This is a genomic window from Klebsiella sp. Sb-30, assembly GCF_057652795.1.
In genome coordinates this window covers 4,039,072-4,051,623 of sequence record NZ_CM172749.1, presented here as the reverse complement: position 1 = coordinate 4,051,623, position 12,552 = coordinate 4,039,072, and the positions used below count along the sequence as shown (strand labels likewise).

General features: G+C 56.3%; 11 protein-coding genes and 1 other annotated feature. Of the genes, 8 read left to right on the top strand and 3 right to left on the bottom strand.

Annotated features, from left to right (window positions below; translation table 11 throughout):
* Position 1 precedes the first annotated feature (1 nt).
* Positions 2–1,195, bottom strand: a complete 1,194-nt coding sequence (acrA, locus tag AC236I_RS18940) for a multidrug efflux RND transporter periplasmic adaptor subunit AcrA (protein ID WP_004858789.1) — start codon at positions 1,193–1,195, stop codon at positions 2–4.
* A 142-nt stretch (positions 1,196–1,337) separates the two neighbouring features.
* Here acrA and acrR point away from each other — a divergent pair, with 142 nt between their 5' ends.
* Together acrR and mscK are read left to right on the top strand one after the other, a co-directional pair.
* Complete coding sequence (gene acrR / locus AC236I_RS18935) at positions 1,338–1,988, top strand: multidrug efflux transporter transcriptional repressor AcrR (protein WP_004858790.1); 651 nt, start codon at positions 1,338–1,340, stop codon at positions 1,986–1,988.
* A gap of 132 nt (positions 1,989–2,120) precedes the next feature.
* Positions 2,121–5,468, top strand: a complete 3,348-nt coding sequence (gene mscK, locus AC236I_RS18930; protein WP_004858793.1) for a mechanosensitive channel MscK — start codon at positions 2,121–2,123, stop codon at positions 5,466–5,468.
* Positions 5,469–5,518: 50 nt separating this feature from the next.
* Here mscK and rsmS read toward each other — a convergent pair whose 3' ends face one another.
* Both rsmS and priC read right to left on the bottom strand, forming a co-directional pair.
* On the bottom strand, positions 5,519–5,695 hold the full coding sequence (gene rsmS, locus AC236I_RS18925) for a pleiotropic regulatory protein RsmS (RefSeq protein ID WP_004858795.1): 177 nt from the start codon (positions 5,693–5,695) through the stop codon (positions 5,519–5,521).
* Positions 5,696–5,709: 14 nt separating this feature from the next.
* Positions 5,710–6,237, bottom strand: a complete 528-nt coding sequence (priC, locus tag AC236I_RS18920; protein ID WP_015585012.1) for a primosomal replication protein N'' — start codon at positions 6,235–6,237, stop codon at positions 5,710–5,712.
* 69 nt (positions 6,238–6,306) lie between these two features.
* On the opposite strand from priC, the gene AC236I_RS18915 reads away from it, so the two are divergent.
* The 6 genes from AC236I_RS18915 to htpG all read left to right on the top strand — a co-directional run bounded on the left by AC236I_RS18915 (position 6,307) and on the right by htpG (position 12,370).
* Positions 6,307–6,684 carry a DUF454 family protein gene (locus tag AC236I_RS18915; protein WP_004858799.1) on the top strand — a complete coding sequence of 126 codons (378 nt, stop codon included), beginning with the start codon at positions 6,307–6,309 and terminating at the stop codon, positions 6,682–6,684.
* A gap of 150 nt (positions 6,685–6,834) precedes the next feature.
* On the top strand, positions 6,835–7,386 hold the full coding sequence (apt, locus tag AC236I_RS18910) for an adenine phosphoribosyltransferase (RefSeq protein ID WP_004858802.1): 552 nt from the start codon (positions 6,835–6,837) through the stop codon (positions 7,384–7,386).
* 92 nt (positions 7,387–7,478) lie between these two features.
* The gene (gene dnaX / locus AC236I_RS18905) at positions 7,479–9,389 is read left to right on the top strand and encodes a DNA polymerase III subunit gamma/tau (RefSeq protein WP_044346343.1); all 1,911 of its coding nucleotides are present in this window, start codon (positions 7,479–7,481) and stop codon (positions 9,387–9,389) included.
* Positions 8,719–8,783: a sequence feature (DnaX frameshifting element), on the top strand. (Overlaps the previous gene by 65 nt.)
* Before the next feature lie 57 nt (positions 9,390–9,446).
* Positions 9,447–9,779, top strand: a complete 333-nt coding sequence (locus AC236I_RS18900) for a YbaB/EbfC family nucleoid-associated protein (RefSeq protein ID WP_004858807.1) — start codon at positions 9,447–9,449, stop codon at positions 9,777–9,779.
* Complete coding sequence (gene recR, locus AC236I_RS18895) at positions 9,779–10,384, top strand: recombination mediator RecR (protein ID WP_004858810.1); 606 nt, start codon at positions 9,779–9,781, stop codon at positions 10,382–10,384. Before AC236I_RS18900 ends, recR begins: the two co-directional genes overlap by 1 nt.
* Before the next feature lie 111 nt (positions 10,385–10,495).
* A complete protein-coding gene (gene htpG, locus AC236I_RS18890) occupies positions 10,496–12,370 on the top strand; it encodes a molecular chaperone HtpG (RefSeq protein WP_015585011.1) in 1,875 nt (624 codons plus the stop codon).
* Positions 12,371–12,552 lie beyond the last annotated feature (182 nt).

The following is a 12,552-nucleotide window of genomic DNA, read 5'->3' as shown; positions in this document are numbered from 1 at the left end:
GTTAAGACTTGGTTTGTTCTGACTGAGCGTTGCTGGCAACTTGCTGTTGATCGTCAGAGGCTACTTCCTGCGCTTTAACCTGCACGCCTGGTTTGACTTTTTGCAGTCCGGTAACAATCACGCGATCGCCGGATTTCACTCCGCTGGTGACCAACCATTTATCGCCAATCGCCTGCGTTGCAGTAACCTGACGAACTTCGACCTTATCACCTTCACCGACAACCATAACGCTGGCATCACCACGCGGCGTGCGGGTTACGCCCTGCTGTGGAACCAGCAGTGCATCCGGGTTGGTCCCTTCCTGCAGACGAGCGCGGACGAACATCCCTGGTAACAGGGTGTGATCCGGGTTCGGGAAGATAGCGCGTAAAGTGATAGAACCGGTGGTCTGATCAACGGTGACATCAGAAAACTCCAGCGTACCGCCCTGCGGATACTTCAGCCCGTCGTTGGTAACCAGTTCGACTTTGGCTTTGCCGTTTTCTTGTTTCAGCGTTCCGTTTGCCAGCTCTTGTTTCAGACGCAGGAAATCGTTGCTCGACTGGGTCACATCAACATAGATAGGGTCCAGCTGCTGAACGGTGGCCAGCGCAGTAGCCTGACCATTCTGCACCAGTGCGCCTTCGGTCACGGCGGATTTACCAATTCGTCCGCTGATAGGCGAAGTCACTTTGGTATAAGCCAGGTTAATACGCGCCGTTTCCACAGCGGCTTTCGCGGCTACAACGGCGGCGTTGCTCTGCTGAGCGTCGGCGACGGCAGTATCATAATCCTGTTGACTGATGTATTTGGTGCCGAGCAGTTTCTGATAACGTTTAACCGTCAGCTGCGCGATATTGGCCGCGGCCTGTGCTTTGGCTAAATCGCCTTTTGCGCTTTCGTAGCTGGCCTGGTAAGTTGCCGGATCGATCTGATAAAGGGACACGCCAGCCTGGATGTCACTACCTTCCGTAAAGTTACGTTTCAGAATAATGCCACTTACCTGAGGACGGACTTCTGCAATACGGTAGGCGCTGGTGCGGCCCGGTAGCTCGGTGGTGATTTGCAGAGGAGCGGATTTGAGCGTCACAATACCGACTTCCGGCATATGCTGGGCTCCTTGCTGAGCCGGTTTGTCGTCACATCCTGTTAGCGCTAAGCTGCCTGAGAGCATCAGAACGACCGCCAGAGGCGTTAACCCTCTGTTTTTGTTCATATGTAAACCTCGAGTGTCCAATTTCAAATTGTTCAGTGGCTCAAACGACCACAAACCCACTACTGTGTTTCTATTATGGTCATGCTATGGTACATACATTCATAAATGTATGTAAACGTAACCTCTGTAAACTCATCGACCTATGGCACGAAAAACCAAACAACAGGCACTTGAAACCCGGCAACACATTCTGGATGTTGCTCTGCGTTTGTTTTCGCAGCAAGGCGTATCATCTACCTCGTTGGCAGCAATTGCAAAAGCTGCCGGGGTAACGAGGGGGGCTATCTACTGGCATTTCAAGAATAAATCAGATTTATTTAATGAAATATGGGTGTTGTCGGACGCAAGTATTAGCGATCTTGAAGTTGAGTATCGGGCAAAATTCCCCAACGATCCACTGTCAGTTGTCAGGGGGATCTTAGTCCATGTTCTTGAAGCCACCGTGACAGAAGAGCGGCGGCGGCTGATGATGGAAATTATCTTCCATAAATGTGAGTTTGTCGGTGAGATGGCGGTGGTGCAGAAAGCCCAGCGCAGCTTATGTCTTGAGAGCTATGAACGTATCGAACACACGCTAAAGGAGTGCATTGCGGCCAACATGCTGCCGGCCAATTTGTTAACCCGCCGGGCGGCGGTTTTAATGCGCAGCTACCTCTCCGGGCTGATGGAAAACTGGCTCTTTGCACCCGATTCCTTCGATCTTGAAAAAGAAGCGCGCGACTATGTTGCCATTCTTCTTGAAATGTATCAGTTTTGCCCTACGCTCCGGGCTCCCTCGGAAGCTAAGAATTAACGTACTGGCAAAATAAAAAAGGTGAGTATTTGCTGATGGTCGCGGCTATTCGTGCGATTGCAGAAGTGCTATTCTGCGGGCTGCGACGACCCCCGGTATTCTCCGGCTATTGCAACCACTCATGTTAACACTATGCTGCATACTATCCGTTGGCGAAATGCCACTTCCGCTTTTGTAATTGTACTGTTGTTATTTGTCGGCTGTCTTAGCATTAATCAGGCTCTGGCTGCCGATGTCCCTGACCGATCTGATATTCAGAATCAACTCAATACGCTAAATAAGCAAAAGGAACTGACGCCACAGGATAAGCTGGTTCAGCAAGACCTGGTGCAGACCCTGGAAGCACTCGATAAAATCGAGCGGATTAAGTCGGAAACGACTCAGCTGCGGCAACAGGTTGAGCAGGCGCCAGCGAAGATGCGTCAGGCGGTCGATAGCCTCAACGCCTTAAGCGAGGTGCCTGATGATGAGGCGACGCGGAAAACGCTCAGCACGCTCTCTTTGCGACAGCTGGAATCTCGTCTCTCCCAGACGCTGGACGATCTGCAAACCGCGCAAAACGATCTGGCGACCTACAACAGTCAGCTGGTCTCCCTGCAAACCCAGCCGGAACGCGTGCAAAATGCGATGTACGCGGCTTCCCAGCAGCTACAGCAGATACGCAACCGTCTGAACGGCACCACCACCACGGGCGACGAAGCCCTGCGCCCGAGCCAGCAGGGATTGCTGCTGGCGCAGCAGGCGCTGCTTAACGCGCAAATTGAGCAGCAGCGCAAGAGCCTCGAAGGTAACACCGTGTTGCAGGATACGCTGCAAAAGCAACGTGATTACGTCAGCGCCAACAGTAATCGTCTCGAACATCAGCTGCAGCTGCTGCAGGAAGCGGTTAACAGCAAACGCCTGACGCTAACGGAAAAAACCGCGCAGGAAGCGGTCACGCCGGATGAGACGGCGCGTATCCAGTCCAACCCGCTGGTCAAACAAGAGCTGGATATTAACCATCAGCTGAGTCAGAAGCTCATCGCGGCGACTGAGAACGGCAACCAGCTGGTGCAGCGCAACATTAAAGTGAAAAACTGGCTCGATCGGGCGCTGCAATCTGAACGTGATATCAAAGAGCAGATTTCAGTCCTCAAAGGGAGCCTGTTACTGTCGCGCATCCTATACCAGCAGCAGCAGACGCTCCCGTCGGCGGACGAGCTGGAAGATATGACCAACCGTATTGCCGATCTGCGTCTTGAACAGTTTGAGGTCAACCAGCAGCGTGATGCGCTGTTCCAGAGCGATGCGTTCGTCGCCAAACTGGAAGAAGGGCACAGCAATGAAGTGACCCCTGACGTACATAATGCTCTGCTGGACGTCGTGGATATGCGCCGCGAACTGCTCGATCAGTTTAACAAGCAGCTCGGCAATCAGCTGATGATGGCCATTAACCTGCAGATCAACCAGCAGCAGTTAATGAGCGTCTCAAGCAATCTGAAAGCCATCCTGACCCAGCAGATTTTCTGGGTGAATAGCAACAAACCGATGGACTGGGACTGGATTAAATCCTTCCCGGAAGCGTTGAAAGGGCAGTTTAAGGCGATGAAAATCACCGTAAACTGGGAGAAAGCGTGGCCGGCGGTGTTTGTTGCCTTCCTTGCCGGTCTGCCGCTGCTGCTGATTGCTGGCCTGATCCGCTGGCGCCTGCAGTGGTTGCGTAATTACCAGGCCCGGCTGGCCTCGCAGGTCGGTCAGCTGCGTAACGACACGCAGCTCCATACGCCCAAAGCGATTCTGATCGACCTGATCCGCGCACTGCCTGTCGTGCTGCTGATACTGGCGGTAGGTTTGATTCTGCTGACGATGCAGCTGAACATCAGCGAACTGCTGTGGGCATACAGTAAAAAACTGGCGCTGTTCTGGCTGGTGTTTGGCCTGTGCTGGAAGGTGCTGGAAAAAGACGGCGTGGCGGTAAGCCACTTTAATATGCCACCGCAGCTGACCAGCCACTGGCGTCGGCAAATTGTGCGCGTCAGTCTTGCGCTGCTGCCGCTGAATTTCTGGTCGGTGGTCTCTGAACTGTCGCCGCTGAATTTGATGGATGATGTGCTGGGGCAGTTCGTTATCTTCCTCAATCTGCTGCTGATCGCGGTACTGGTGTGGCCGATGTGTCGCGAGAGCTGGCGTGATAAAGAGTCGCACAGCCTGCGTCTTCTTACCGTCACCGTACTCTCGATTGTGCCTGTCGCGCTGATGGTGCTGACGGCTACCGGCTACTTCTATACCACCCTGCGTCTGGCCGGCCGCTGGATTGAAACCGTCTACCTGGTGATGCTGTGGAATCTGCTGTACCAGACCGTTTTGCGCGGCCTGAGCGTTGCCGCACGGCGTATCGCCTGGCGGCGTGCGCTGGCCCGTCGCCAGCATATGGTCAAAGAGGGGGCAGAAGGGGCTGAACCGCAGGAAGAGCCGACCATCGCCCTGGAGCAGGTCAACCAGCAAACGCTGCGCATTACCATGCTGGTGATGGTCGCCTTGTTTGGCGTTGTGTTCTGGGCGATTTGGTCCGATCTCATCACCGTCTTCGCCTATCTCGACAGTATCACCTTGTGGCACTACAACGGCACCGAAGCTGGAGCCAGCGTAGTAAGAAGCGTGACGATGGGAAGCCTGCTGTTTGCGATTGTCGCCTCCATGGTCGCCTGGGCGTTGATCCGCAACCTACCGGGGCTGCTGGAAGTGCTGATCCTCTCTCGGCTCAACATGCGCCAGGGGACGTCCTACGCCATTACCTCGATCCTCAACTACGCGATTATCGCGATCGGTGCGATGACGGTATTTGGCGCGCTGGGCGTCTCGTGGGACAAGCTGCAGTGGCTGGCGGCCGCATTGTCGGTGGGTCTGGGCTTTGGCCTGCAGGAGATTTTCGGGAACTTCGTTTCCGGCCTGATTATCCTCTTCGAACGCCCGGTGCGCATCGGCGATACGGTGACGATCGGGACCTTCTCCGGTACCGTCAGCAAGATCCGCATTCGTGCCACCACCATTACCGACTTTGACCGTAAAGAGGTGATCATCCCGAACAAAGCGTTTGTGACCGAGCGTTTGATCAACTGGTCGCTGTCCGACACCGTGACCCGCGTGGTGATCCGCATCGGCGTGGCGTACGGTTCCGATCTGGATAAGGTCAAGGAGGTTCTGCTGCAGGCGGCACATGAGCATCCGAAAGTGATGCAGGAGCCTGCGCCGTCGGTCTTCTTCACCACCTTCGGCGCCAGCACGCTGGATCATGAGCTGCGTTTATATGTGCGCGAACTGCGCGATCGCAGCTATACCGTCGATGAACTGAACCGGGCGATCGATCGCCTGTGCCGTGAAAACGACATCAACATCGCCTTCAACCAGCTGGAAGTCCATCTGCGTAACGAAAAAGGGGATGAAGTGACGGAGCTCAAACGTGAGGTCAAAGGAGACGATCCGTCTCCGGCTATTGGATAAGACTCAGCAGGGGCGGCCAGTGCGCCGCCCCGTTTCCGACGGGCCGTCGGTTAGCGTGTATCCGCTTCATCTGACGTCTGCCCGCTGCGGTTGAGTTTGTTTTCATAGTCACGTTTAATGATCTCCAGCGCCCCGAGGACGGTTTGCGCTGACACCTGGTTCTCTTCCAGCAGCATAATCAAATCAACGGCCAGTTTGACCTCATCCGGTGCGTTTTCCAGCGACATAGTGACTCCTTCTGTTAGCGCGTTAAGCGTGCCAGCACGCCCTCTATTTTTTCCAGCGCATCGCGACAGCGTGCTAAACGTCCGGCGCAGGCCTCGACCTCTTTCGCCAGCCGCTGCTGTTCCTCAAGCGTCGTCGCCAGCGCCAGCTGGCGCTGGCGATCGTTTCGCATCGCCAGCAGTCGTCGTTCGTACTCCTGATGCTGAAGTCGCCGCCGCTGCCAGCGGTTTATTGCGGGGGAGGCGCTGTCCCAACTACGCAGCGACCAGGTCGCCGCCTCCCGGCTGAGGGCGGCGATTTGCGCGACCAGCCGCTCCGCCAGCCAGGCGACCTGCGGAAGCTGCTGCTGTTCAACGGCCTGCCGCAGTTCAGTAAAGTGCTGCTGCGCCTCCTCGAGACAGTCCTGCATCAGGGTGCTACGAGTACGGAACAGCTGGCGATCGAAGCGGGCGCTGAGCGTGGCATGATGCGCCAGCGGCGCAATCTGCGCGGCCAGCTGGGCCAACTGATTTTCCAGCGTTTGTAAAAGCCGCGTTGTTTTCAAATAACTCCTCCCTGGTCTGATAGGCAACTGTGCTACAGTAGCCATATCTGCTTGATAACGATTCGCATTATGCCACGTATCATTTTAATCATCATAGGCTGGCTGGCGGTAGCGCTGGGGACGCTGGGCGTCTTTTTGCCTTTATTGCCGACCACCCCGTTTATTCTGCTGGCGGCCTGGTGTTTTGCCCGTTCTTCACCGCGTTTTCACCACTGGCTGCTGTATCGTTCCTGGTTCGGCGGCTATCTTCGTCACTGGCAGCAATATCGTGCGATGCCGCCCGGCGCCAAGCCGCGGGCGATTGTGATGATTCTGCTGACCTTCGCCGTGTCGCTGTGGCTGGTTAAGCTTACGTGGGTTCGCATCATGCTGCTGGTGATTCTGGCCTGTCTGTTGATATTTATGTGGCGTATTCCGGTTGTTGACGCGACGCAACAAAAGCACTGATGCGCCATAATGAGTGTTGCAATTGTCGCTTACAGACAGTAAATTCGAGCGTTTTCGAGCGCGGGTACGCCTGGTCAAAGGTTAATCAAATGTTTCTTTGACCCGTTTGGCCTGCCCGTGAGTAACACCGTTTTTATCAGGCATAAACTTATGACCGCAACTGCACAGCAGCTTGAATATCTAAAGAACAGCATCCAAAGCATTCAGGACTATCCGAAACCGGGTATTCTTTTCCGCGATGTCACCAGCATGCTCGAAGACCCGAAAGCCTATGCGTTGAGCATTGAGCTGCTGACCGAGCGTTATAAAAACGCCGGCATCACTAAAGTGGTGGGCACCGAGGCGCGTGGTTTTCTGTTTGGCGCACCGGTTGCGCTGGCGCTGGGCGTGGGTTTTGTGCCGGTACGTAAACCGCGCAAGCTCCCGCGTGAAACCATTGCCGAGAGCTACGAGCTGGAATACGGTACCGATCAGCTGGAAATTCATGTCGATGCGATCAAAGAAGGCGATAAAGTTCTCGTCGTTGACGATCTGCTGGCGACCGGCGGCACCATCGATGCAACCGTGAAGCTGATTCGCCGTCTGGGCGGCGAAGTGCACGATGCCGCCTTTGTGATCAATCTGTTTGATCTGGGCGGCGAGCAGCGTCTGGAAAAACTGGGAATCAACTGCTTTAGCCTGGTCCCTTTCCCGGGTCACTAAGCAAATCCCTCCACATAGCCTCGCTGATTGAGCGGGGCTGTGATAGCATGACCCCCTCGTGATTTCACCTTCCAGCGTTTCAGAGCCAGCCCATGAGTTATCAGGTCTTAGCCCGTAAATGGCGCCCACAAACCTTTGCTGACGTCGTCGGCCAGGAACATGTGCTGACCGCACTGGCGAACGGCTTATCGTTAGGGCGCATTCATCACGCTTATCTCTTTTCCGGCACCCGCGGCGTGGGGAAAACCTCCATCGCACGTTTGCTCGCAAAAGGGTTGAACTGTGAAACCGGTATTACCGCCACGCCGTGCGGCGTGTGTGATAACTGCCGCGAAATAGAGCAGGGGCGCTTTGTCGATCTGATTGAGATTGATGCCGCTTCCCGTACCAAAGTCGAAGACACCCGCGACCTGCTGGACAACGTCCAGTACGCGCCGGCCCGTGGCCGCTTTAAGGTCTATCTGATCGATGAAGTCCACATGCTGTCACGTCATAGCTTCAACGCGTTGTTAAAAACGCTGGAGGAGCCGCCTGCGCACGTCAAATTCCTGCTGGCGACCACCGATCCGCAGAAGCTGCCGGTGACGATCCTGTCGCGCTGTCTGCAGTTCCATCTCAAGGCGCTGGATGTCGAACAGATCCGCCATCAGCTTGAGCATATTCTCGGCGAAGAGCAGATTACCTTTGAATCCCGCGCGCTGCAGCTGCTGTCGCGCGCGGCGGACGGCAGTCTGCGCGATGCCTTAAGCCTGACCGATCAGGCGATTGCCAGCGGCGATGGTCGTTTGACGGCGGAGTCGGTCAGTACCATGCTCGGCACGCTCGACGACGATCAGGCGCTGTCATTGATTGAGGCGCTGGTGGCAGCCGATGGCGAACGCGTCATGGCGGGCGTTAACGAAGCGGCCTCCCGCGGCGTTGAGTGGGAAGCGCTGCTGGTTGAAATGCAGAGTCTGCTGCACCGGATTGCGATGGTCCAGCTCTCTCCTTCGGCGCTGGGCGCCGATATGGCCGCGGTAGAGCTGCGTATGCGTGAACTTGCGCGCACCGTGCCGCCCACCGATATACAATTGTACTATCAGACGCTCCTGATTGGCCGCAAAGAGCTGCCGTATGCGCCGGATCGGCGCATGGGTGTGGAAATGACGCTGCTGCGTGCGCTGGCATTCCATCCGCAAGCGCCGCTGCCGGAACCGGAGGTGAAGCCGCAACCGGCAACGCTGGCTGCGCCTGTACAGGCGGCGCCGGTATCCGCTTCGCCGGTGCCGCCGCCGCAGAATCTGCCGCAAACCACCAGTCAGGTACTGGCGGCACGCAGCCAGCTGCAGCGTAGCCAGGGAGCACCCACCCCAAAAAAGAGTGAACCGGCAGCCGCATCCCGCGCGCGGCCGGTGAATAACGCTGCGCTGGAGCGACTGAGTTCAATAACCGAGCGCGTGCAGGCTCGCCCGGCCGTCGCTGCGGTGCAGGAAAAGGTTCCGGCCAAAAAAGAAGCCTATCGCTGGAAAGCGACGACGATGGTCGAAACGGTGAAGGAAGAGGTCGCGACGCCGAAGGCGCTGAAGAAAGCGCTGGAGCATGAAAAAACGCCGGAGCTGGCGGCAAAACTGGCGCTGGAAGCGGTCGAACGCGACGGCTGGGCGGCAGAGGTTAATCAGCTGGCGGTGCCGAAGCTGGTAGAGCAGGTGGCGCTGAATGCGTGGAAAGAGCAGGACGGTAACCGTATCTGTCTGCATCTGCGCCCGAGCCAGCGGCATCTTAATTCCGCCGGCGCGCAGCAAAAGTTGGCCGAAGCGCTCGGCGTGTTGTACGGTTCACCGGTTGAATTGACCATCGTGGAAGACGATAATCCTGCGATGCGCACGCCGCTGGAGTGGCGGCAGGCAATTTATGAAGAGAAGCTCGCGCAAGCGCGCGAAGCGATTATTGCGGATAACAACATTCAGACGCTGCGCCGGTTCTTCGATGCGGATCTGGATGAAGAGAGTATTCGCCCCATTTGATTGCAAGTTTGACTTGCGGTCAGCATCCTTAACGATGACTTACTGAGAGAGAAGCCTATGTTTGGTGGAAAAGGCGGCCTGGGTAACCTGATGAAGCAGGCCCAGCAGATGCAAGACAAAATGCAGAAAATGCAGGAAGAGATCGCGCAGCTGGAAGTGACCGGCGAATCTGGCGCAGGTCTGGTTAAAGTGACCATCAACGGTGCGCATAACTGCCGTCGCGTGGAGATTGATCCGAGCCTTCTGGAAGACGACAAAGATATGCTGGAAGATCTCGTCGCTGCGGCGTTCAACGATGCGGCGCGCCGTATTGAAGAGACCCAGAAAGAGAAGATGGCTTCCGTCTCTTCCGGCATGCAGCTGCCGCCTGGCTTTAAGATGCCGTTCTGATGCAAACCAGCCCGCTGTTAACTCAGCTTATGGAAGCATTGCGCTGTCTGCCGGGCGTTGGCCCGAAGTCAGCGCAGCGCATGGCGTTTACGCTACTTCAGCGCGATCGTAGCGGCGGGATGCGTCTGGCGCAGTCATTGACGCGCGCGATGTCGGAAATCGGCCACTGCGCCGATTGCCGCACCTTCACCGAGCAGGAGGTGTGCAATATTTGCAGCAATCCGCGCCGTCGTGAAAATGGTCAGATTTGCGTGGTGGAAAGCCCCGCGGACATCTACGCCATTGAGCAAACCGGGCAGTTTTCCGGGCGCTACTTTGTCCTGATGGGCCACCTGTCGCCGCTTGATGGCATCGGGCCGGATGATATCGGGCTCGATCGTCTGGAGCAGCGTCTGCGCGACGAATCAATGCAGGAAGTGATCCTCGCCACCAACCCGACGGTGGAAGGCGAGGCGACCGCCAACTACATTGCCGAACTCTGCGCGCAGTATGGCGTAGAAGCCAGCCGTATCGCCCACGGCGTACCGGTAGGCGGCGAGCTGGAGATGGTTGACGGCACCACGCTGTCGCACTCCCTTGCCGGCCGGCACAAGATTCGTTTTTAATCAAACGGAGGCGCTTTTTGGCGCCTCCGCTTGAAAATTTCCCCTCCAGTCCCCATCTCCCCTTCAACGGTTTTTTTACCATTAACAATGGCATTGTTGAGGTTGATTTAGATGAAAGGACAAGAAACTCGTGGTTTTCAGTCAGAGGTTAAACAGCTTCTGCACCTGATGATCCATTCTCTTTATTCCAATAAAGAAATTTTCCTGCGTGAACTGATTTCCAACGCCTCCGATGCGGCCGACAAGCTGCGTTTCCGCGCGCTGTCCCAGCCGGACCTGTATGAAGGCGACGGCGAGCTGCGCGTGCGCGTCTCTTTTGACAAAGACAACCGCACGCTGACCATCGCCGATAATGGTATCGGGATGAACCGTGAGGAAGCGATCGACCATCTCGGCACGATTGCCAAATCCGGGACAAAATCTTTCCTCGAATCAATGGGTTCCGATCAGGCAAAAGACAGCCAGCTGATTGGTCAGTTTGGTGTCGGCTTCTACTCAGCGTTTATCGTGGCCGATAAAGTCACCGTGCGTACCCGCGCGGCGGGCGATAGCGCGGAAAACGGCGTGTTCTGGGAATCTGCCGGCGAAGGCGACTACACCATTGCCGATATCACCAAAGCCGATCGCGGTACTGAAATTACCCTGCACCTGCGCGAAGGTGAAGATGACTTCCTCAACGACTGGCGCGTGCGTTCGATTATCAGCAAATATTCCGATCATATCGCGCTGCCGGTAGAGATTGAAAAGCGCGAAGAGGTTGACGGTGAAACGGTGATCTCCTGGGAGAAAATCAACAAGGCCCAGGCGCTGTGGACCCGTAATAAGTCGGAAATCAAAGACGACGAATATAACGAATTCTATAAACACATTGCCCACGACTACAGCGACCCGCTGACCTGGAGCCACAACCGCGTGGAAGGCAAGCAGGAGTACACCAGCCTGCTGTATATCCCGTCGCAGGCGCCGTGGGATATGTGGAACCGCGATCACAAGCATGGCCTGAAGCTGTACGTGCAGCGCGTGTTTATCATGGATGAAGCCGAGCAGTTCATGCCGAACTATCTGCGCTTTGTCCGCGGCCTCGTCGACTCCAACGATCTGCCGCTGAACGTGTCGCGTGAAATTCTGCAGGACAGCAGCGTTACCCGCAACCTGCGCACCGCGCTGAGCAAACGCGCGCTGCAGATGCTGGAAAAACTGGCCAAAGACGATGCGGAAAAATATCAGACCTTCTGGCAGCAGTTTGGCCTGGTGCTGAAAGAAGGCCCGGCGGAGGACAGCGCGAATCAGCAGACGATTGCTAAGCTGCTGCGTTTCGCCTCTACCCATACCGATTCCGCCGCGCAGACCGTGTCGCTGGAAGAGTATGTCTCTCGTATGAAAGAAGGGCAGGAGAAGATCTACTACATCACTGCGGACAGCTATGCCGCGGCGAAGAGCAGTCCGCACCTCGAGCTGCTGCGTAAGAAAGGCATCGAAGTTCTGCTGCTCTCTGACCGCATCGACGAGTGGATGATGAGCTACCTGACCGAGTTCGACGGCAAGGCGTTCCAGTCGGTCGCGAAAGCCGACGAATCGCTGGATAAGCTGGCGGATGAAGTCGACGAAAGCACCAAAGAGGCCGAAAAGGCGCTGGAACCGTTCGTTGAGCGCGTGAAAACGCTGCTGGGCGAGCGGGTGAAGGAGGTTCGACTGACGCACCGCCTGACCGATACGCCGGCTATCGTCACCACCGACGCGGACGAAATGAGCACCCAGATGGCGAAACTGTTTGCCGCTGCGGGCCAGTCTGCACCGGAAGTGAAGTACATTTTCGAACTCAACCCGGCTCACCCGCTGGTGAAACGCACAGCGGACACGCAGGATGAGGCCCGGTTTAGCGAATGGGTCGAGCTGCTGCTCGATCAGGCCCTGCTGGCTGAACGCGGTACCCTGGAAGATCCTAACCAGTTTATTCGCCGCATGAACCAGCTGCTGGCTTCCTGATCGCTTCGCTGTTGGTCCACCCCGGCCTGCGCAGCTTACGCGCGGGCCGGGGTGGACGCCCCTCTGATGGCGTAAAATCCGCCTTTCAAGCAAAATAAACCTTCCATTAACCGTTTCAGCCGCTCCGCCTTCCTTGAGCCATCTGCGTTCTGGTGGTATGGTTTAGCGTTTTTGAAAAATTG